The organism is Pseudomonas sp. Ag1, from assembly GCF_000278565.1.
In the GTDB taxonomy this organism is placed as follows: Bacteria; Pseudomonadota; Gammaproteobacteria; order Pseudomonadales; family Pseudomonadaceae; genus Aquipseudomonas.
Genome location: NZ_AKVH01000066.1, coordinates 21869 through 43629, shown reverse-complemented (window position 1 = coordinate 43629; position 21761 = coordinate 21869). Strand labels below are relative to the sequence as shown.

At 60.2% G+C, this 21761-nt stretch carries 19 protein-coding genes; 9 read left to right on the top strand and 10 right to left on the bottom strand.

Annotated elements, in window-relative coordinates:
• From A462_RS28190 to A462_RS28215, 6 genes are all read right to left on the bottom strand, one after another.
• Positions 1–392, bottom strand: a 392-nt coding sequence (locus tag A462_RS28190; RefSeq protein WP_008431572.1) for a cupin domain-containing protein, incomplete at its 3' end; no start/stop codon positions are given.
• Between the two features lie 84 nt (positions 393–476).
• A complete protein-coding gene (gene purB, locus A462_RS28195) occupies positions 477–1847 on the bottom strand; it encodes an adenylosuccinate lyase (RefSeq protein WP_003219584.1) in 1371 nt (456 codons plus the stop codon).
• Between the two features lie 124 nt (positions 1848–1971).
• Positions 1972–2595: a high frequency lysogenization protein HflD gene (hflD, locus tag A462_RS28200; RefSeq protein WP_003219586.1), complete on the bottom strand. Its 624-nt coding sequence runs from the start codon at positions 2593–2595 to the stop codon at positions 1972–1974.
• Entirely contained in the window at positions 2592–3716 is a 1125-nt protein-coding gene (gene mnmA / locus A462_RS28205) for a tRNA 2-thiouridine(34) synthase MnmA (RefSeq protein ID WP_003219588.1), read from the bottom strand. Before mnmA ends, hflD begins: the two co-directional genes overlap by 4 nt.
• Before the next feature lie 59 nt (positions 3717–3775).
• A complete protein-coding gene (locus tag A462_RS28210; RefSeq protein WP_008431568.1) occupies positions 3776–4222 on the bottom strand; it encodes an NUDIX hydrolase in 447 nt (148 codons plus the stop codon).
• Between the two features lie 228 nt (positions 4223–4450).
• Positions 4451–6676, bottom strand: a complete 2226-nt coding sequence (locus tag A462_RS28215) for an NADP-dependent isocitrate dehydrogenase (RefSeq protein WP_008431567.1) — start codon at positions 6674–6676, stop codon at positions 4451–4453.
• Positions 6677–7170: 494 nt separating this feature from the next.
• Between A462_RS28215 and icd the strand changes: the two genes are divergently transcribed.
• The gene (gene icd / locus A462_RS28220; RefSeq protein WP_003219599.1) at positions 7171–8427 is read left to right on the top strand and encodes an NADP-dependent isocitrate dehydrogenase; all 1257 of its coding nucleotides are present in this window, start codon (positions 7171–7173) and stop codon (positions 8425–8427) included.
• Between the two features lie 69 nt (positions 8428–8496).
• Here icd and cspD read toward each other — a convergent pair whose 3' ends face one another.
• A complete protein-coding gene (gene cspD, locus A462_RS28225) occupies positions 8497–8757 on the bottom strand; it encodes a cold shock domain-containing protein CspD (RefSeq protein WP_023658953.1) in 261 nt (86 codons plus the stop codon).
• Positions 8758–8981: 224 nt separating this feature from the next.
• Here cspD and clpS point away from each other — a divergent pair, with 224 nt between their 5' ends.
• Positions 8982–9350: an ATP-dependent Clp protease adapter ClpS gene (gene clpS / locus A462_RS28230; RefSeq protein WP_003219604.1), complete on the top strand. Its 369-nt coding sequence runs from the start codon at positions 8982–8984 to the stop codon at positions 9348–9350.
• 29 nt (positions 9351–9379) lie between these two features.
• Positions 9380–11650, top strand: coding sequence for an ATP-dependent Clp protease ATP-binding subunit ClpA (clpA, locus tag A462_RS28235; protein WP_003219606.1), 2271 nt, complete (start codon positions 9380–9382; stop codon positions 11648–11650).
• Positions 11651–11886: 236 nt separating this feature from the next.
• On the opposite strand, the gene infA is transcribed toward clpA, so the two are convergent.
• From infA to aat, 3 genes are all read right to left on the bottom strand, one after another.
• Positions 11887–12105: a translation initiation factor IF-1 gene (gene infA, locus A462_RS28240; RefSeq protein WP_002553999.1), complete on the bottom strand. Its 219-nt coding sequence runs from the start codon at positions 12103–12105 to the stop codon at positions 11887–11889.
• 100 nt (positions 12106–12205) lie between these two features.
• The gene (locus A462_RS28245; protein ID WP_003219609.1) at positions 12206–12913 is read right to left on the bottom strand and encodes an arginyltransferase; all 708 of its coding nucleotides are present in this window, start codon (positions 12911–12913) and stop codon (positions 12206–12208) included.
• A 55-nt stretch (positions 12914–12968) separates the two neighbouring features.
• A complete protein-coding gene (aat, locus tag A462_RS28250; protein ID WP_003219611.1) occupies positions 12969–13649 on the bottom strand; it encodes a leucyl/phenylalanyl-tRNA--protein transferase in 681 nt (226 codons plus the stop codon).
• Positions 13650–14136: 487 nt separating this feature from the next.
• On the opposite strand from aat, the gene ftsK reads away from it, so the two are divergent.
• From ftsK to cysG, 6 genes are read left to right on the top strand one after another with little or no spacing between them, the layout of a single operon-like run.
• Complete coding sequence (ftsK, locus tag A462_RS28260) at positions 14137–16545, top strand: DNA translocase FtsK (RefSeq protein WP_008431561.1); 2409 nt, start codon at positions 14137–14139, stop codon at positions 16543–16545.
• 57 nt (positions 16546–16602) lie between these two features.
• The gene (lolA, locus tag A462_RS28265) at positions 16603–17226 is read left to right on the top strand and encodes an outer membrane lipoprotein chaperone LolA (protein WP_003219615.1); all 624 of its coding nucleotides are present in this window, start codon (positions 16603–16605) and stop codon (positions 17224–17226) included.
• Positions 17227–17253: 27 nt separating this feature from the next.
• Positions 17254–18576, top strand: coding sequence for a replication-associated recombination protein A (locus A462_RS28270; RefSeq protein WP_003219616.1), 1323 nt, complete (start codon positions 17254–17256; stop codon positions 18574–18576).
• The gene (gene crcB, locus A462_RS28275; RefSeq protein ID WP_008431560.1) at positions 18576–18950 is read left to right on the top strand and encodes a fluoride efflux transporter CrcB; all 375 of its coding nucleotides are present in this window, start codon (positions 18576–18578) and stop codon (positions 18948–18950) included. The genes A462_RS28270 and crcB overlap by 1 nt, the downstream gene beginning before the upstream one ends.
• A gap of 16 nt (positions 18951–18966) precedes the next feature.
• On the top strand, positions 18967–20247 hold the full coding sequence (serS, locus tag A462_RS28280) for a serine--tRNA ligase (RefSeq protein ID WP_008431557.1): 1281 nt from the start codon (positions 18967–18969) through the stop codon (positions 20245–20247).
• The gene (cysG, locus tag A462_RS28285) at positions 20248–21642 is read left to right on the top strand and encodes a siroheme synthase CysG (protein ID WP_003219620.1); all 1395 of its coding nucleotides are present in this window, start codon (positions 20248–20250) and stop codon (positions 21640–21642) included.
• Positions 21643–21761 lie beyond the last annotated feature (119 nt).

Genomic DNA, 21761 nt, shown 5'->3' with positions numbered 1-21761 from the left:
TGTGTTAGVCCCGGGGCGGCGTAGCTGATCATCACATCGTCAATGCGCCAGCTTGGCAGGAAGCGGAAGTTTTCCAGCAGTTCGGCCACTTCCGGCACGAACTGGTCGACCGCCTGCACCAGCAGGGTCCACTCGCGCTCGGGCAGGGTGCTGAAGGCATCTTCGGCGAACGGGCCGCGGCGCAACTCCCACGGGCGTTCGCCGTGTTCGATGATCAGGCGCGACTCGACTTCTTCTTCCAGCGCCAGGCCGGCCAGTTCGTCGGCGTCGATCGGGCTTTCGAAGTCAGGGATGGCCTGGCGGATCAGCAGGGGTTTTTTCTGCCAGTAGTCGCGCAGGAATTCCCGTGCCGTGATGCCGCCCAGAAGTTGAAGAGGAATGTCAGGATTCATGTGTAACCTATTGAAAAAAAGCACTTTTCAGACGGGAATAAAAACGCCCGGCGCTGCCGGGCGTCTCAAAGGGTCAAGCTTCTATCAGATGCGTTTGGCTTGAGCCACAGCGTTGCCGATGTAGTTTGCCGGGGTGAGCAGTTTCAGCTCGGCTTTGGCGGCGGCTGGCATATCCAGGCCGTCAATGAAAGTTTGCAGCGCTTCGGAGGTGATGCCCTTGCCACGGGTCAGCTCTTTGAGCTTCTCGTACGGGTTTTCGATGTTGTAGCGGCGCATCACGGTCTGGATCGGCTCGGCCAGCACTTCCCAGCAAGCGTCCAGGTCAGCGGCGATCTTCTGCTCGTTGAGCTCCAGTTTGCTGATGCCTTTGAGGCTGGCTTCGTACGCGATCACGCTGTGGGCGAAGCCCACGCCGAGGTTGCGCAGTACGGTGGAGTCGGTCAGGTCGCGCTGCCAGCGGGAGATTGGCAACTTGCTGGCCAGGTGCTGGAACAGGGCGTTGGCGATCCCGAGGTTGCCTTCGGAGTTTTCGAAGTCGATCGGGTTGACCTTGTGCGGCATGGTCGACGAACCGATTTCGCCGGCAATGGTGCGCTGCTTGAAGTAGCCCAGGGAGATGTAGCCCCAGATATCGCGATCGAAGTCGATCAGGATGGTGTTGAAGCGCGCAATCGCGTCGAACAGCTCGGCGATGTAGTCGTGGGGTTCGATTTGCGTGGTGTACGGGTTGAAACCCAGGCCCAGTTCGTCTTCGATGAAGGCGCGGGCGTTTTCTTCCCAGTCGATCTCAGGATAGGCCGACAGGTGAGCGTTGTAGTTGCCTACGGCGCCGTTGATCTTGCCCAGCAGCGGTACGGCTGCAACTTGAGCGATCTGGCGCTCCAGGCGGTACACCACGTTGGCCAGTTCTTTACCCAGGGTGGTCGGCGAAGCCGGCTGGCCGTGGGTGCGCGACAGCATCGGAACGTCGGCGAAACGGATCGCCAGTTCGCGGATGGCGTCGGCAGTCTGGCGCATCAGTGGCAGCATCACGTCATCACGGCCTTCGCGCAGCATCAGGGCGTGGGACAGGTTGTTGATGTCCTCGCTGGTGCAGGCAAAGTGGATGAACTCGCTGACCTTGGCCAGTTCCGGCAGCTTGGCCGCTTGCTCTTTGAGCAGGTATTCGATGGCTTTAACGTCGTGGTTGGTGGTGCGCTCGATCTCTTTGACACGCTCGGCGTGCTCCAGAGCGAAGTTTTCCGCCAGGGCGTTCAGCACAGCGTTGGCTTCGGCAGAGAACGCCGGCACTTCGCTGATGCCAGGGTGAGCGGCCAGGCGCTGGAGCCAGCGCACTTCAACCAGAACACGAGCACGGATCAAGCCGTATTCGCTGAAAATAGGGCGCAGGGCCTGGGTTTTGCCGGCGTAGCGGCCGTCAACAGGGGAAACCGCAGTGAGCGAAGAAAGCTGCATGGGGTGTTCTCGGACAGTCGGGCAACGAAATGGGGCGCGTATCATACATGAAAAAATCCGCCGGTCCGTTGCCAACTGACCGGCGTATTACGCGTGGGGCTATAAAAAAATCGGTTGCTGCGACTTATTCGTTGCGCATCAACGGGTAAAGCTCTTTCAGCAATTTGCGTCGGCTGACCACCAACTGCCAGCGATGACCGCCCAATTGGCGCCATAACCGCGCCGAACGAATACCGGCCAACAGCAGGGCGCGGATTTTCGAGGCGTTGTTCGGTTGTTGCAGGTTGCGCATATCGCCGTGCACCTGGATCCGCTGGCGCAAGGTACTTAGGGTGTCCTGGTACAGGGCGCCACAGGCTGCGATCACGTTTTCGTGGGCCGGGCCAAAATGCTCGACCTGGGACTGGATCTGCGGCAGGCGCTTGCCGATGGTGTCCAGCAGGTCGTCGCGCTTGGCCAATTGACGCTCCAGGCCGAGCATCGACAGGGCGTAGCGCAGCGGCTCGCGCTGCAAGGTGCTTGGATCGCGCTCGAGGGCGCCGACCAGTGCGCGATAACCTTCGCGCAGGGCCAGGTCATCGCCGCCGTACACTTCCAGGGTGTCCTTCGGGTCGCGGATCAGCAGGCTGCCGAGCATGCAGGTCAGGCCTGCCTCGGTGACCTGGCCGGTCTTGGCGATCTTGTCCACCAGCACCGCGGCGAGAAACACGCCGCCCAGTGCCGTCAGTTGCTCCTGGGTCGGGCTCATGCCTGGCTGCTCCAGGGTTCGGCAACTTCGATCACACCGCCCCCCAGGCAAATCTCTCCGTCATAGAACACTACCGATTGGCCCGGCGTTACGGCGCGCTGCGGGTCGTCGAAGGTGGCGCGGTAGCCGGTGGCGGTTTTTTCCAGCGTGCAGGGCTGGTCGCTCTGGCGATAACGCACTTTGGCCGTCAGGCGGCGCGGGCTGCTGAGGTCCACCGGGTTGACCCAGTAGATGTCCGAGGCCAGCAGGGCACGGGAGAACAGCCATGGGTGGTCATTGCCCTGGCCCACGATCAGCTCGTTGTGCTCCAGGTCCTTGACCAGCACGTACCACGGCTCTTCGCCGGCGTCTTTCAGGCCGCCGATGCCCAGGCCCTGGCGCTGGCCGATGGTGTGGTACATCAAGCCGTGGTGACGGCCGATGATCTCGCCTTCGGTGGTCTTGATCTCGCCCGGTTGCGCCGGCAGGTACTGTTTGAGGAAGTCGCTGAAACGGCGCTCGCCGATAAAGCAGATCCCGGTGGAATCCTTCTTCTTGGCGGTGGCCAGGCCGTGTTTCTCGGCAATGGCGCGCACTTCGGGCTTTTCCAGCTCGCCCACCGGGAACAGGGTCTTGGCGATCTGTTCGCCGCCGACGGCGTGCAGGAAGTAGCTCTGGTCCTTGTTGGCGTCCAGGCCCTTGAGCAGCTCGGTGCGGCCATCGATGTCGCGACGGCGCACGTAGTGGCCAGTAGCAATCAGATCGGCACCGAGGATCATCGCGTAGTCGAGGAACGCCTTGAACTTGATCTCGCGGTTACACAGGATGTCCGGGTTCGGCGTGCGGCCGGCCTTGTATTCGGCCAGGAAGTGCTCGAACACGTTGTCCCAGTACTCGGCGGCGAAGTTGGCGGTGTGCAGCTTGATGCCGATTTTGTCGCAGACGGCCTGGGCATCCGCCAAGTCGTCCATGGCGGTGCAATATTCCGTTCCATCGTCTTCTTCCCAGTTCTTCATGAACAGGCCTTCCACCTCATAACCCTGCTCCATGAGCAGAACGGCGGAAACGGAAGAATCCACGCCGCCGGACATACCGACGATGACGCGCTTCTTTTGTGTGTCAGAAGGGGCTGGATCACGCATAGGATTTCAACGGGAGTCTTTAAAAAGGACGCGATTCTAGCAGGCTCGCGTCTGCAAGGCTAAAGAGAAGGGCGGATCAATTCGAGGCTGTGGCGCTGGCCGGCCAGATAATCGTCGATGCAGCGGATAATCAGCTCGCTGCGCCAGTCTTCGCGCAGGGCCATCAATTCGTCACGGGTCAGCCAGCGGGCGCGCAGAATACCGTCGTCCAGTGGGTAGTCCGGGTGGTGTTGCAGGGCCTTGGCGATGAAGCATACGCGCTGATAGGTCACGCCATTGCTGGGAGCGGTGTACAGGTAAATCCCGACAATCCCGGTGGCTTCGACGTCCCAGCCGGTCTCTTCGAGGGTTTCGCGCACGGCGGCCTCGGTCAGGGTTTCGTTCGGGTCGAGGTGACCGGCGGGCTGGTTGAGCACGGCGCGGCCGCCCTTGAGTTCTTCGACCATCAGGAAGCGGCCGTTGTCTTCGACGATGGTGGCGACGGTGATGTGAGGTAGCCAGGTCATAAAGTGCCTCGATTCAAGGTGTAACGCTGTCTTCAGGCGCGATTGCATTCAGTGTGGGAGCGGGCTTGCTCGCGAATACGGCGTGTCAGTTAAAGAGGTATTGACTGATCCACCGCATTCGCGAGCAAGCCCGCTCCCACATTTTGATTGGGTTTCTTCAATAAAAGTGCCATGTCCAGAAACAGAAACCCCGGCGCAGGGCCGGGGCTTCTTTGCATCCTTACAACCTTACACCAGCGCAGCGATTGCCGCGTTGAGGGTGGCGCTTGGGCGCATGGCCTTGCTGGTCAGCTCGGCGTTCGGTGCGTAGTAGCCACCGATGTCCACTGGCTTGCCCTGGACAGCGTTGAGCTCGGCAACGATGGTTGCCTCATTCGCGGTCAGGGTCTTGGCCAGTTCGCCAAACTGCGCTTGCAATGCAGTGTCTTCGGTCTGGGCCGCCAGGGCTTGAGCCCAGTACAGCGCCAGGTAGAAGTGGCTGCCGCGGTTGTCGATGTTGCCGACTTTGCGCGATGGCGACTTGTTGTTGTCGAGGAACTGGCCGGTGGCCTGGTCCAGGGTCTTGGACAGTACCAGGGCTTTCGGGTTGTTGTACGTCACACCCAAATGCTCGAGGGATGCGGCCAGGGCGAGGAACTCGCCCAGGGAATCCCAGCGCAGGAAGTTCTCTTCAACCAGTTGCTGCACGTGCTTCGGAGCCGAGCCGCCAGCGCCGGTTTCGAACAGGCCGCCACCGTTCATCAGCGGCACGATCGACAGCATCTTGGCGCTGGTGCCCAGTTCCATGATCGGGAACAGGTCGGTCAGGTAGTCGCGCAGAACGTTGCCGGTCACCGAGATGGTGTCCAGGCCCTTGCGGGTGCGCTCCAGGGTGAACTTCATCGCGTCGACTGGCGACATGATGCGGATGTCCAGGCCTTCGGTGTTGTGGTCTTTCAGGTAAGCCTGAACTTTCTCGACCACGACGCCGTCGTGCGCGCGCTGTGGGTCCAGCCAGAAGATGGCCGGGGTGTTGCTGGCGCGGGCGCGGTTGACGGCCAGTTTGACCCAGTCCTGGATCGGCGCGTCTTTGGTCTGGCACATGCGGAAGATGTCGCCGGCTTCAACAGCCTGTTCCATCAGCAGGTTGCCCTTGCTGTCGGTGACGCGGACTACGCCGTCAGCCTTGATCTGGAAGGTCTTGTCGTGGGAGCCGTACTCTTCGGCTTTTTTCGCCATCAGGCCAACGTTTGGCACGCTGCCCATGGTGGTTGGGTCGAAGGCGCCATTGGCCTTGCAGTCTTCGATCACTGCCTGGTAGATAGTGGCGTAGCAGCGATCCGGGATCACAGCCTTGGTGTCGTGCAGCTGGCCGTCGGTGCCCCACATCTTGCCGGAGTCACGGATCATGGCAGGCATCGATGCGTCGACGATGACGTCGCTCGGCACGTGCAGGTTGGTGATGCCTTTGTCGGAGTTGACCATCGCCAGGGAAGGGCGAGCAGCGTATACCGCCTGGATGTCGGCTTCGATCTGCGCTTGCTGATCGGCCGGCAGGGCCTTGATGCGAGCGTACAGGTCGCCGATGCCGTTGTTCAGGTTGAAGCCGATCTGCTCCAGCACCACAGCGTGCTTGGCCAGTGCGTCTTTATAGAACTCGGCAACGATCTGGCCGAACATGATCGGGTCGGAAACCTTCATCATGGTGGCTTTCAGGTGAACCGACAGCAGCACGCCTTGTTTCTTGGCGTCTTCGATTTCAGCGGCGATGAAGCTGCGCAGGGCTTTCTTGCTCAGCACGGCGGTGTCGATGATCTCGCCAGCTTGTACGCTGGTTTTTTCCTTCAGGACGGTAGCAGTACCGTCCTTGGCGATCAGTTCGATCTTGACGGCATCAGCGCCTTCGATCTGAACGGCTTTCTCGCTGCCGTAGAAGTCGCCGGTGCTCATGTGGGCAACGTGGGACTTGGAGTCGGCAGCCCAGGCGCCCATTTTGTGCGGGTGCTTGCGAGCGTAGTTCTTGACCGACAGCGGGGCGCGGCGGTCGGAGTTGCCTTCGCGCAGTACCGGGTTCACGGCGCTGCCCTTGACCTTGTCGTAACGTGCACGGGTTTCTTTTTCCGCGTCGGTGGTTACGGTTTCCGGGTAGTCCGGCAGGGCGTAGCCCTGGGCCTGCAGTTCCTTGATCGCAGCTTGCAGCTGAGGGGTCGAGGCACTGATGTTCGGCAGCTTGATGATGTTGGCTTCAGGGGTAACGGCCAGGTCGCCCAGTTCGGCGAGGTGGTCCGGCACGGCCTTGGCGCCCAGTTGCTCGGGGAAGCTTGCGAGGATGCGCGCGGCCAGGGAAATGTCGCGGGTTTCCACGGCAATATCAGCGGAAGCGGTGAAGGCCTCTACGATAGGCAGCAGTGAATAGGTGGCGAGGGCTGGGGCTTCGTCGGTGAAGGTGTAGATGATCTTCGAGCGGGTGGGCATATTCGGATTAACTCTCTTCTTTGCTGAAAGCATGCGCAGAAACTCGAGATGCGCCGGGTAAAGCGCGTTCGTTCAAAGTCATCCATGAGCGAAATGTCGAAGTTTCTTCGCGGTGATGTTGGGTTGCATCAGTCGAGCGTCAAGCGGGTGAGCTACTGTAGTAGCTCGGCTTTTCTGGCGGAGGGCGTCTGTCTAGAGCGGTCGGCCGTCGTGACTCTTTGGTCAGCGGCGGCATTATACATAGGTCGCTATGCTTACGCCGAGCCTTCATACAAAAGGTGTGTCGTCCATTGGTCTAAAGGTCGCAGGCAGCGGGTTGCGCCTAAAGTCGCATGATGTGCTCAAGATTGGCGCTTTTCCCTTTGCTTTCAAGCTTGTAGGCCGCTAAATGTGCTGTTTTCGACGCAAATGTGCAGGGCCTGAGGTTTCAGTCCTCATTTATCTGGAGTAGGCTCGAACGCAGCCAGATGTTCAATCCATAGATGGAGTTCAGCATGGGATACAAGAAGATTCAGGTTCCGGCAGTCGGCGACAAAATCACCGTCAATGCAGACCATTCTCTCAATGTTCCTGACAACCCGATCATCCCCTTCATCGAGGGTGACGGTATTGGCGTCGACATCAGCCCGGTGATGATCAAGGTGGTCGATGCAGCTGTTAACAAGGCTTATGGCGGCAAGCGCAAAATCTCCTGGATGGAGGTGTATGCCGGCGAAAAGGCCACCCAGGTTTACGACCAGGACACCTGGCTGCCCCAGGAAACCCTGGATGCGGTCAAGGACTACGTGGTTTCCATCAAGGGCCCGCTGACCACCCCAGTCGGTGGCGGTATCCGTTCGCTGAACGTTGCCCTGCGCCAACAGCTCGACCTTTATGTGTGCCTGCGCCCGGTGCGCTGGTTCGAAGGCGTGCCAAGCCCGGTCAAGAAGCCAGGCGATGTGGACATGACCATCTTCCGCGAGAACTCCGAGGATATTTACGCCGGCATCGAGTGGAAAGCCGGCTCCCCGGAAGCGATCAAGGTCATCAAGTTCCTGAAGGAAGAGATGGGCGTCACCAAGATCCGTTTCGACCAGAACTGCGGGATCGGCATCAAGCCGGTGTCCCTGGAAGGCACCAAGCGCCTGGCGCGCAAGGCCTTGCAGTATGTCGTGGATAACGACCGCGACTCGCTGACCATTGTGCACAAAGGCAACATCATGAAGTTCACCGAAGGTGCCTTCAAGGAATGGGCCTACGAAGTGGCGGCCGAAGAGTTCGGTGCGACCCTGTTGGATGGCGGCCCGTGGATGCAATTCAAGAACCCGCGCACCGGCAAGAATGTGGTGGTCAAGGACGCCATTGCCGACGCCATGCTCCAGCAGATCCTGCTGCGCCCGGCCGAATACGACGTGATCGCCACCCTTAATCTTAACGGTGACTATCTGTCCGACGCCCTGGCGGCGGAAGTGGGCGGTATCGGTATTGCGCCGGGCGCCAACCTGTCCGACACCGTGGCGATGTTCGAAGCCACCCACGGTACTGCGCCGAAGTATGCCGGCAAGGACCAGGTCAACCCGGGTTCGCTGATCCTGTCGGCGGAAATGATGTTGCGCCACATGGGCTGGACCGAAGCGGCCGACCTGATCATCAAGGGCACCAACGGCGCAATTTCGGCCAAGACCGTGACCTATGACTTCCACCGCTTGATGGACGGCGCCAAGTTGCTGTCGTCGTCGGCGTTCGGGGATGCGCTGATTTCGCATATGTAAGCTGATACAGAGGCGTAAAAAACCGGCCTTATGGGCCGGTTTTTTTTAGAGCGTTTGCTCAGTGGCTGATCAGGCCAGTTGTCTTTTTGATTTTTGAGCGACGCCCTCTTTGGGGGTAGTGGCGCTGACTGGAGCGCTGATATTCACTGCGTGCAAGCCCTTGGGTCCCTGAATGATGTCGAAGGAAACCGGTTGCCCTGCCTTTAGTGTCTTGTAGCCATCCATTTGGATAGCCGAGTAATGCGCAAATAGGTCGTCAGTCTTGTCGTCTTCGTTGATGAAGCCGTAACCCTTGGCATTGTTGAACCACTTGACCTTACCGCTCGCCATGCCCATATCCCTCTGCACCAGACTCCATCACTGGAGTATCATCCAGTTTATCCGTCCTAACCCGAATAAATAAGGTTGACTGCGCGGACCTTTTTTACCCACTGTGGGTTCTATTGGTTGTAACACTGATTTGCCGATAGTCAAGGCGACCAGTCGGTCAGAGTTGAAATTCTGACAGGTCGCCCCCACCACTGTATTTGAACCACTGACGAACCTTTCTTTCCATGCATGCAATCAGCCAGATTCGACTAACATTCAATCAGGATCGCCCGGATCATCAAGAAGACGACGACGGTTCTGCAGGCATTGCTGTCCAGGAGGCCAAGCCTGCTTTACAGGCGCCGCCGATGTACAAGGTGGTTTTGTTCAATGATGACTACACACCGATGGATTTCGTCGTCGAAGTACTCGAGGTGTTTTTTAACCTGAACCGCGAGTTGGCGACCAAGGTAATGCTGGCCGTTCACACAGAAGGACGGGCAGTATGTGGAGTGTTTACCCGCGACATCGCCGAGACAAAGGCCATGCAGGTCAACCAGTACGCCAGGGAAAGCCAGCATCCGCTACTCTGTGAAATCGAGAAGGACGGTTAACTCCGACCACTTGGGTATGAGGTGAAGCTATGTTAAACCGCGAGCTCGAAGTCACCCTCAATCTTGCCTTCAAGGAGGCCCGTTCGAAGCGTCATGAATTCATGACCGTCGAACACCTGCTGCTGGCACTTTTGGATAACGAAGCTGCCGCCACCGTACTGCGTGCGTGTGGTGCCAATCTCGACAAACTCAAGCATGACCTGCAGGAGTTTATCGACTCCACCACGCCGTTGATCCCCGTTCATGACGAGGACCGCGAGACCCAGCCAACCCTGGGCTTCCAGCGGGTACTGCAGCGTGCCGTTTTCCACGTACAGAGCTCCGGCAAGCGCGAAGTCACAGGGGCCAATGTGCTCGTGGCGATCTTCAGCGAGCAGGAAAGCCAGGCTGTGTTCCTGCTCAAGCAGCAAAGCGTTGCCCGTATTGATGTCGTCAACTACATCGCCCATGGCATTTCCAAGGTGCCGGGGCATGGCGATCACTCGGAAGGTGAGCAGGATATGCAGGATGACGAGGGCGGTGAGTCTTCTTCTTCGAGCAACCCGCTGGACGCTTATGCCAGCAACCTCAACGAACTGGCGCGCCAGGGGCGGATCGATCCGCTGGTGGGGCGTGAGCTGGAAGTTGAGCGCGTGGCGCAGATCCTGGCGCGTCGCCGCAAGAACAACCCGTTGTTGGTCGGTGAGGCAGGCGTGGGTAAAACCGCGATTGCCGAAGGCCTGGCCAAACGCATTGTTGATAACCAGGTGCCCGACCTGCTGGCCAACAGCGTCGTCTACTCCCTTGACCTGGGCGCATTGCTCGCCGGGACCAAGTACCGTGGCGATTTCGAGAAGCGCTTCAAGGCGTTGCTCGGCGAGCTGAAAAAACGCCCGCAGGCGATCCTGTTCATTGACGAAATCCACACCATCATCGGTGCCGGTGCGGCTTCCGGTGGCGTGATGGATGCGTCGAACCTGCTCAAGCCGCTGCTGTCTTCGGGCGATATCCGTTGCATCGGTTCGACCACGTTCCAGGAATTCCGCGGGATCTTCGAAAAAGACCGCGCCCTGGCGCGCCGCTTCCAGAAAGTGGATGTGTCCGAGCCTTCGGTAGAAGACACCATTGGCATCCTGCGCGGGCTCAAGGGGCGCTTTGAAGCGCACCATGGCATCGAGTACACCGATGAGGCGCTGCGTGCAGCCGCCGAGCTGGCATCGCGCTACATCAATGACCGGCACATGCCGGACAAGGCCATCGACGTGATCGACGAGGCGGGTGCCTACCAGCGCCTGCAGCCGGTAGAGAAGCGTGTGAAACGCATCGACGTGCCTCAGGTCGAGGATATCGTGGCGAAGATCGCGCGGATTCCGCCAAAACACGTCAACACCTCCGATCGGGAGCTGCTGCGTAACCTGGAGCGCGACCTCAAGCTGACCGTGTTTGGTCAGGATGCGGCGATCGACTCGCTGTCCACCGCGATCAAGCTGTCCCGCGCTGGCCTCAAGTCGCCGGACAAGCCGGTCGGTTCGTTCCTGTTCGCCGGGCCTACCGGCGTCGGCAAGACCGAAGCGGCGCGGCAATTGGCCAAGGCCATGGGGATCGAGCTGGTGCGTTTCGACATGTCCGAGTACATGGAGCGTCACACCGTGTCGCGCCTGATCGGTGCGCCTCCGGGCTATGTCGGCTTCGACCAGGGCGGCCTGTTGACCGAGGCGATCACCAAGCAGCCACATTGCGTGCTGCTGCTCGATGAAATCGAGAAGGCGCACCCGGAAGTCTTCAACCTGCTGTTGCAGGTCATGGACCACGGCACCCTGACCGACAACAACGGGCGCAAGGCGGACTTCCGCAACGTGATCGTGATCATGACCACCAACGCCGGTGCCGAAACGGCCGCGCGGGCTTCCATTGGCTTTACTCATCAGGATCACTCTTCCGACGCCATGGAAGTGATCAAGAAGAGTTTCACGCCGGAATTCCGCAACCGCCTGGACACCATCATCCAGTTTGGTCGCCTCAGCCATGAGGTCATCAAAAGCGTGGTGGACAAGTTCCTCACCGAGCTCCAGGCGCAGTTGGAAGACAAGCGCGTGCAGCTGGAAGTCTCGGACGCGGCGCGCAACTGGCTGGCGGAAGGTGGCTACGACGCGGCAATGGGCGCTCGGCCAATGGCTCGCCTGATCCAGGACAAGATCAAGCGCCCACTGGCGGAAGAGATCCTGTTTGGCGAACTGGCAGACCATGGTGGCGTGGTGCATATCGATCTGAAGGACGGCGAGTTGACCTTCGACTTCGAAACCACGGCTGAAATGGCCTGATAGCTGACGCAACAAAACAAAAAGGCGCCGAGAGGCGCCTTTTTGCTGTCTTGAAACCGATGCAGATCAAATGTGGGAGCGGGCTTGCTCGCGAATGCGGTGTGCCAATCGACACAATCAGTGACTGATACGCCGCATTCGCGAGCAAGCCCGCTCCCACAAGGGATTGCTGGTTTCAGGTAAATCGCGCGCACACAAAAACGCCCGGCATAACCGGGCGTTTTGTATTGACTTGATTAACGGGCGCGGTAAGTGATGCGCCCTTTGCTCAGGTCATAGGGCGTCAGTTCGACGCGCACTTTGTCACCGGTAAGAATACGAATGTAGTTCTTGCGCATCTTGCCGGAGATATGCGCGGTTACGACGTGCCCATTTTCCAACTCCACACGAAACATGGTGTTGGGCAGGGTGTCGACGACAGTGCCTTCCATTTCGAAGCTGTCTTCTTTCGACATGCAGTAAAGCCCTCGGTATCCAGTGAATGGCCCGGTGCAACTGCGCCAGGCAAAAGCGGCGTGCATTGTGCCCGAAAAAGGGTGTTTAAGCCAAGAGGTTCTAGTTCAACGTGACCCATCTTTGGTTAATTAGCAGCTCAATGGGCCGATATTGGGTCTTGTAGTTCATCTTTTTGCAGTTTTTTATCCAGTATCCGAGGTACACCGCCTCCAATTCCAGGCGCAAGGCTTCACCGATCTGCCACAGGATCGCAAAGCGTCCCAGGCTGCGCCGTTCCTCGGCGGGCTCATAAAAGGTGTAGACCGCCGACAGGCCATTGGGCAGCAGGTCAGTCACGGCGACCGCCACCAGTCGTCCCTCGAGCCGAAACTCATAGAAGCGCGAGAAGGGCAGGTCGCGCACCAGGAAGGTGGAAAACTGGTCGCGGCTGGGCGGGAACATGTCGCCGTCGGCGTGGCGCTGTTCGATGTAGCGTTGGTAAAGGTCGAAATATTCTTCGCTGAAGCCGGGTTTGGTGGCGGTAACGGTCAGGTCGGCGTTGCGCTTCAGGATGCGTTTCTGGTTGCGGTCCGGAAGGAACTGCGCCACCGGGATGCGCGCCGGTACGCAGGCGTTGCAGTTCTGGCAGTGCGGCCGGTAAAGGTGGTCGCCGCTGCGCCGGAAGCCCATTTCCGACAAATCGGCATACACATGCACGTCCATCGGCTGGCTGGGGTCGAGGAACAGCGTGGTGGCCTGCTCATCGGGCAGATAGCTGCATGAGTGGGGTTGAGTGGCATAAAACTTCAAACGCGCCAACTCGGTCATGATCAACCCTCGGATAAGCTTTGAAATAAGTGTAAGCCAGGTGTGGGGAAGTCGCCTAGGAAACCCACGGAGCAGAGCTGGTTTGGTCCAAATGGTCGCGCAGGTAGTTGGCGAAGTCGCTGCGGGGAATGGCGCGGGCGCCGAGGCTGTGCAGGTGATCGGTGGGCATCTGGCAGTCGATCAGCACAAAGCCCCAGGCCTGTAGTTGCCGAACCAGGGTGGCAAAGCCGTATTTCGAGGCGTTGTCGGCGCGACTGAACATGGACTCGCCGAAAAACAACTGGCCCATCGCCAGGCCGTACAGGCCGCCCACCAGTTCGCCCGCGTCCCACACCTCCACCGAATGCGCATAACCGCGCTGGTGCAGTTGCAGGTAGGCGTTCTGCATGGCTTCGGTGATCCAGGTGCCATCGGCATAACTGCGCGGCGCCGCGCACGCCTGGATGACCGCAGCGAAGTCCTGGTCGAAGGTCACTGTGTAACGCTGCTGGCGCAACAATTTGCCGAGGCTGCGGGAAACGTGCAGCTCATCGGGGAACAGTACGGTGCGTGGGTCGGGCGACCACCAGAGGATGGGCTGGCCTTCCGAGAACCAGGGAAAGCAGCCGTGGCGGTAGGCCTGGATCAGGCGGTCGGCCGACAGGTCGCCACCGGCAGCGAGCAGGCCATTGGGTTCGCGCATGGCCTTGGCCAGCGGTGGGAAGGTCAGGGTGTTGCGTTGTAACCAGGTCAGCATGGCATCCAGGCTTACGGAAGGGGAGGGCGGTAACGGCGATGTTGTCCGTTGCAAGAGCTGTGATTATTGTCGACGAAACGCTCTGGGGCTACCCCGAACATGGGATCGATGCAGATAAGCATGAACGGGTGTTTCTGCAACTCTATGCCGGGGGCGTGGTCGTAATCGCGTACGTCGGTCGGCAAGCTAGCCTGGATTGGCAAAAACAGCTCATAAGCCTTTGTCAGTAAAGACAATGCATGCTCAAATTGAACGTTATGAAATTGAACATTGGCTATGCTGTGTAACGTAGGGCCAAGTGCGTGGCATCGCGCACACAAACCCGTACAATGCGGCCATTGGGGCGTTATCGCCGTTTCATGAATCAGTAGCAGGGTGTTAAAAGTAGCTCCACTGGCACTCGTTCATTTTTTACCTGCCCGGATTGGGCAGTGTTTTGCAGTCATTCAACAGATGGACGCGCTAAAGGCGCAGGAAAAGACCCGTTTTGAAGAAATCCGCCGCAACACCTAAAGCCGCAGTCGTGCCCGCCTGGCGCCAGCACCTGCACTACCGACTCAAGGAAGGTGCACTGATCGCCATCGGAGCGCTGTGCCTGTTCCTGATGATGGCCTTGCTTACCTATGGCAAGGACGATCCAGGCTGGAGCCACAACAGCAAGATCGAAGACGTGCAGAACTTCGGTGGTCCGGCCGGCTCCTACAGCGCCGACATCCTGTTCATGGTGCTGGGTTACTTCGCTTACATCTTCCCGTTGCTGCTGGCCATCAAGACCTGGCAGATCTTCCGCCAGCGTCACGAGCCGTGGCAATGGAGCGGCTGGCTGTTCTCCTGGCGCCTGATCGGCCTGGTGTTCCTGGTGTTGTCCGGCGCGGCCCTGGCCCATATCCATTTCCATGCACCTACCGGTCTGCCGGCCGGTGCCGGCGGCGCTCTGGGCGAAAGCCTCGGCGATCTGGCCCGCAGGACCCTGAATATCCAGGGCAGCACCCTGATGTTTATTGCGCTGTTCCTGTTCGGCCTCACCGTGTTTACCGACCTGTCCTGGTTCAAGGTCATGGACGTGACCGGCAAGATCACCCTCGACCTGCTCGAACTGTTCCAGGGCGCCGCGAATCGCTGGTGGTCGGCCCGGGTGGACCGCAAACGCATGGTTGCGCAACTGCGCGAGGTGGATACCCGCGTCAACGAGGTGGTAGCCCCGAGCACGCCGGACCGGCGTGAGCAGGCCAAGGTCAAGGAACGCCTGATCGAACGCGAGCAGGCCCTGACCAAGCACATGTCGGACCGCGAGAAGCAAGTGCCGCCGGTGATTGCCCCTGCGCCGCCGAAGGCCCCCGAGCCGAGCCACCGCGTGCAGAAAGAGAAACAGGCGCCGTTGTTTGTCGACAGCGCCGTGGAAGGCACCTTGCCGCCGATCTCGATTCTTGATCCTGCGGAAAAGAAACAGCTCAATTACTCCCCTGAGTCCCTGGCGGCCGTCGGCCACCTGCTGGAAATCAAGCTCAAGGAATTCGGCGTCGAAGTCTCGGTGGATTCGATCCACCCGGGCCCGGTGATTACCCGCTACGAAATCCAGCCGGCTGCCGGCGTCAAGGTCAGCCGCATTTCCAACCTGGCCAAGGATCTGGCGCGTTCGCTGGCCGTGACCAGCGTGCGGGTGGTGGAAGTGATTCCGGGCAAGACCACCGTCGGTATCGAGATTCCCAACGAAGACCGGCAGATCGTGCGCTTCTCCGAAGTGCTGTCGACCCCGGAGTACGACAACTTCAAGTCGCCGGTCACTCTGGCCCTGGGCCACGACATCGGCGGCAAGCCGGTGATCACCGACCTGGCGAAAATGCCCCACTTGCTGGTCGCCGGTACCACCGGTTCCGGTAAGTCGGTGGGTGTGAACGCGATGATCCTGTCGATCCTGTTCAAGTCGGGCCCGGATGACGCCAAGCTGATCATGATCGACCCGAAAATGCTTGAGCTGTCGATCTACGAAGGCATTCCACACCTGTTGTGCCCGGTGGTGACCGACATGAAGGATGCGGCCAACGCCCTGCGCTGGAGCGTTGCCGAGATGGAACGGCGCTACAAGCTGATGGCGAAGATGGGCGTGCGTAACCTGTCGGGCTTCAACGCCAAGGTCAAGGAAGCCCAGGACGCCGGCACGCCGCTGACCGACCCGTTGTACAAGCGCGAAAGCATCCACGACGAAGCGCCGCTGTTGACCAAATTGCCGACCATCGTGGTGGTGGTCGACGAATTTGCCGACATGATGATGATCGTCGGCAAGAAGGTCGAAGAGCTGATCGCCCGTATCGCCCAGAAGGCGCGGGCCGCCGGGATCCACTTGATCCTCGCGACCCAGCGTCCGTCGGTGGACGTGATCACCGGCCTGATCAAGGCCAACATCCCGACCCGCATGGCGTTCCAGGTGTCGAGCAAGATCGATTCCCGGACCATCATCGACCAGGGCGGCGCCGAGCAACTGCTGGGCCACGGTGACATGCTCTACATGCCGCCGGGCACCAGTTTGCCGATCCGTGTCCACGGCGCGTTCGTCTCCGACGATGAGGTGCACCGTGTGGTGGAGGCCTGGAAGCTGCGTGGCGCCCCGGAATACAACGACGACATCCTCGCCGGCGTCGAAGAGGCCGGCAGCGGCTTCGACGGTGGCAGCGGCGGTGGCGACGATGATGCCGAGACCGATGCGCTCTACGACGAAGCGGTGCAGTTCGTGCTTGAAAGCCGCCGCGCCTCGATCTCCGCCGTACAGCGTAAGCTGAAGATTGGCTACAACCGCGCTGCCCGCATGATCGAAGCCATGGAAATGGCCGGCGTGGTCACCTCGATGAACACCAACGGCTCGCGCGAAGTGATTGCGCCAGCGCAGATACGTGACTGATTACGTGCCGCGTGGCAACACGCGGCACGCCTTGCAACCGAATCTAAGAGGACTCCCATGCGTCTTATCCGCATGCTGTTGTTGCCTGCATTGGCCCTGACTGCTGTTTCGGCTCATGCTGACCCGGCTTCCGTCGCCAGCCTGAAAAACCTGTTGGACAAATCCCAGACCCTGACCGCGCGCTTCTCCCAGCTCACGCTGGATGCCGGTGGCACCCAGTTGCAGGAAACCGCCGGCGAGATGGCTGTGCAGCGCCCAGGGCTGTTCTACTGGCACACAGAAGGCAAGGCCGAGCAGACCATCGTCTCTGACGGCCAAAAAGTCACCCTGTGGGACCCGGACCTGGAGCAGGCGACCATCAAGAAGCTCGACCCGCGCCTGAACCAGACGCCAGCGCTCTTGCTGTCGGGCGATGTGTCGAAGATCAACGACAGCTTCGACATTACCTCCAAGCAGACCAGCAACGTGATTGAATTCACTCTTAAGCCGAAATCCAAGGACACGCTCTTTGACACGCTGTCCCTGTCGTTTGGCAACGGCGTGATCAACAACATGCGTCTGATTGACAGCGTCGGCCAGCGCACCGATATCCTGTTCTCCGGGGTCAAGGCCAACCAGCCGGTACCGGCATCCAAGTTCAAGTTCGACATCCCGAAGGGTGCCGACGTGATTCAGGAATAAACTGCCCAGAGGTTTCAAACGCTGCCCATGGACCTGTTTCGAAGTGACCCGATTGCTCAGCCTCTGGCGGCGCGCCTGCGCTCGACCAACCTGGACGAGTACGTCGGGCAGGAACACCTGCTCGCCCGCGGCAAGCCTTTGCGCGAGGCCCTTGAGCAGGGTGCGCTGCACTCGATGATTTTCTGGGGGCCGCCGGGCGTGGGTAAAACCACCCTGGCGCGGCTCCTGGCAAAAGTCTCGGATGCACACTTCGAGACGGTCTCGGCGGTGCTGGCCGGGGTCAAGGAGATCCGCCAGGCGGTGGAAGTCGCCAAGCAGCAGGCCGGGCAGTACGGCAAGCGCACCATCCTGTTCGTCGACGAAGTGCATCGCTTCAACAAGTCGCAGCAGGATGCGTTCTTGCCGTATGTCGAAGACGGCACGCTGATCTTTATTGGTGCCACCACCGAAAACCCGTCTTTTGAACTGAACAATGCCTTGCTGTCCCGGGCGCGTGTCTATGTGCTCAAGAGCCTCGATGAAGCCGCGATGCAGAAGCTCTTGCAGCGTGCGCTGAACGAAGACAAGGGCCTGGGCAAGCGCCAGTTGAGTGTCAGTGAGGAAGGCTTCAAGATCCTGCTGACTGCTGCGGATGGCGACGGTCGACGTTTTCTCAATCTGCTGGAAAACGCTTCCGACCTGGCCGAGGATGGCAGCGAAATCGGCGTCGACTTGCTGCAGAGCCTGTTGGGCGACACCCGCCGGCGTTTCGACAAGGGCGGCGAAGCGTTCTACGACCAGATTTCCGCGCTGCACAAATCTGTGCGCGGCTCCAACCCCGACGGCGCGCTGTACTGGTTTGCGCGGATGATCGACGGCGGTTGCGACCCGTTGTACCTCGCCCGGCGCGTGGTGCGCATGGCCAGCGAAGATATTGGCAATGCCGACCCGCGTGCGCTGAGCCTGTGCCTGGCCGCCTGGGAAGTGCAGGAACGCCTGGGCAGCCCGGAAGGCGAGTTGGCGGTGGCCCAGGCCATCACCTATCTGGCCTGCGCACCGAAGAGCAACGCGGTGTACATGGGCTTCAAGTCCGCCCTGCGTGCTGCCGCCGAGCATGGTTCCCTGGAAGTGCCGCTGCACTTGCGCAATGCGCCGACCAAGCTGATGAAGCAACTCGGCTACGGCGATGAGTACCGCTACGCCCACGATGAACCGGACGCCTATGCGGCTGGCGAAGATTACTTCCCGGATGACCTTGAGCCGCAGCCGTTTTACCAGCCGGTGCCCCGCGGCCTGGAGCTGAAGATCGGCGAAAAGCTCAATCACCTTGCCCAACTTGACCGGCTCAGTCCGAAACAGCGGAGAAAGTAGTGCTCAGAACGATTCTTGCCGTGTCCGTAGCCGGCATCGCTGGTACATTATTGCGTTTCGCCACCAGCACCTGGGTCAGCGCCAATTGGCCGAAGCATTTTTATGCGGCGACCCTGGCGGTCAACCTGGTGGGCTGTTTGATCATCGGCTTGTTGTACGGGTGGTTTCTGCTTCGCCCGGAAGTGCCGATTGAGATTCGTGCCGGCTTGATTGTCGGTTTTGTAGGCGGTCTGACGACCTTTTCATCCTTTTCACTGGACACGCTACGCCTGCTGGAAAGCGGGCAGGCACCGGTCGCCTTCGGGTACCTGGCCATCAGCGTGTTCGGCGGGCTGCTCGCCACTTGGGCTGGCCTGTCCTTGACCAAACTTTGATAAACGAGAGACCGACATGCTCGATTCCAAACTGTTACGTAGCAACCTTCAGGACGTAGCGGACCGCCTGGCATCCCGTGGCTTTGCCTTGGATGTTGCGCGCATCGAAGCGCTGGAAGAACAGCGCAAGACCGTCCAGACCCGCACCGAAGCACTGCAGGCTGAGCGTAATGCGCGTTCCAAATCCATCGGTCAGGCCAAGCAGCGCGGCGAAGACATCGCGCCGTTGATGGCGGACGTCGAGCGTATGGCTGGCGAGTTGGCTTCCGGCAAAGTCGAGCTGGACGTTATCCAGACCGAACTGGACTCGATCCTGCTGGGCATCCCGAATCTGCCGCACGAATCCGTGCCAATCGGCGAAGACGAAGACGGCAACGTCGAAGTCCGTCGCTGGGGCACGCCAAAAACCTTCGATTTCGAGATCAAGGACCACGTCGCCCTGGGCGAACTGACCGGTGGCCTGGACTTCGAAACGGCGGCCAAAATGTCCGGCGCGCGCTTTGCCTTGCTGCGTGGCCCGATCGCACGCATGCACCGCGCCCTGGCGCAGTTCATGATCAACCTGCACACCGGCGAGCACGGCTACGAAGAGGCTTACATCCCGTACCTGGTCCAGGCTCCGGCGCTGATGGGCACCAGCCAGCTGCCGAAATTCGAGGAAGACCTGTTCAAGATCAGCCGCGATGGCGAAGCCGACTTGTACCTGATCCCGACCGCCGAAGTGTCGCTGACCAATATCGTGGCCGGGGAAATCCTCGACGCCAAGCAGTTGCCGATCAAGTTTGTCGCCCACTCGCCGTGCTTTCGCAGCGAAGCCGGTGCATCGGGCCGCGACACCCGCGGCATGATTCGCCAGCACCAGTTCGACAAGGTCGAGATGGTGCAGGTTGTCGAGCCGTCGACTTCCATGGAAGCGCTGGAAGGCCTGACCGCCAACGCCGAACGCGTCCTGCAACTGCTGGAGCTGCCGTACCGCGTTCTGGCGCTGTGCACCGGCGACATGGGTTTCAGTGCCGTGAAGACTTACGACCTGGAAGTGTGGGTGCCGAGCCAGGACAAATACCGCGAGATTTCGTCGTGCTCCAACTGCGGTGATTTCCAGGCCCGTCGCATGCAGGCGCGTTTCCGTAACCCGGAAACCGGCAAGCCCGAGCTGGTCCACACCCTCAACGGTTCGGGCCTGGCAGTAGGCCGCACCCTGGTGGCCGTGCTGGAAAACTACCAGCAGGCTGACGGTTCGATCCGCGTGCCTGAAGTGCTCAAGCCGTACATGGCGGGCGTTGAGGTCATCGGCTAAATGGAATTTCTGCCGCTGTTTCATAACCTGCGCGGCAGTCGTGTGTTGGTCGTCGGTGGCGGGGAAATTGCCTTGCGCAAATCCCGGCTGCTGGCCGACGCCGGCGCGTTGTTGCGGGTGGTTGCTCCCCAGATTGAAGACCAGTTGCGTGAACTGGTGCAGGGCAGTGGCGGTGAACTGATTTTGCGTGGTTATCAGGAGGCCGACCTCGACGGTTGCACCCTGATCATCGCGGCGACCGACGACGAGCCGCTGAACGCTCAAGTGTCCAGCGATGCCCGGCGTCGTTGCGTACCGGTCAATGTGGTGGATGCGCCGGCCTTGTGCAGCGTGATCTTCCCGGCGATTGTCGACCGTTCGCCGTTGGTGATCGCAGTGTCCAGCGGCGGCGATGCGCCGGTGCTGGCACGGCTGATCCGGGCCAAGCTGGAAACCTGGATTCCGTCGACTTATGGCCAGTTGGCCGGGTTGGCGGCGCGGTTTCGCAGCCAGGTCAAAGGCTTGTTCCCGGATGTGCAGCAACGTCGCGCGTTCTGGGAAGATGTTTTCCAGGGCCCGATTGCTGATCGGCAACTGGCCGGGCAGGGTGATGAAGCCGAACGTTTGCTGGTCGAGAAAATCAACGGCGCACCGCCCCACGCACCGGGCGAAGTCTACCTGGTGGGCGCAGGCCCGGGTGATCCGGACCTGCTGACATTCCGCGCCTTGCGCTTGATGCAACAGGCCGACGTGGTGCTCTACGACCGCCTGGTGGCGCCGGCGATTCTTGAGCTGTGCCGTCGCGATGCCGAGCGGGTGTATGTCGGCAAGCGTCGCGCCGACCATGCGGTGCCGCAGGACCAGATCAACCAGCAACTGGTGGACCTGGCCAGGCAAGGCAAGCGCGTGCTGCGGCTCAAGGGTGGCGACCCGTTCATCTTTGGGCGTGGCGGTGAAGAGATCGAAGAGCTGGCGGCCCATGGCATCCCGTTCCAGGTGGTGCCGGGTATTACCGCGGCCAGTGGTTGCGCGGCGTATGCCGGTATTCCGCTGACCCACCGCGACTATGCGCAATCGGTTCGCTTCATTACCGGGCACTTGAAGGACGGGACTTCGGACCTGCCGTGGAGTGACCTGGTGGGCCCTTCGCAGACCCTGGTGTTCTACATGGGCTTGATCGGGTTGCCGATCATCTGCGAACAGCTGATCAAGCATGGTCGTTCGGCGGATACGCCGGCGGCGTTGATCCAGCAGGGCACCACGTCCAACCAGCGGGTGTTTACCGGCACCCTGGCTGACCTGCCACGCATGGTGGCGGAACATGAGGTTCATGCGCCGACACTGGTGATTGTGGGAGAAGTGGTGCAGTTGCGTGAGAAGCTGAAGTGGTTTGAAGGCGCTCAGTCGCAAGTCTGATAACCGCGACAGATGTTCAACTGTAGGAGCGAGCTTGCTCGCGAAAAACTCAAGGTCACCGCGCTCATTCAGCATGAGCGCGTTATCGTTGACGACCTTCGCGAGCAAGCTTGCTCCTA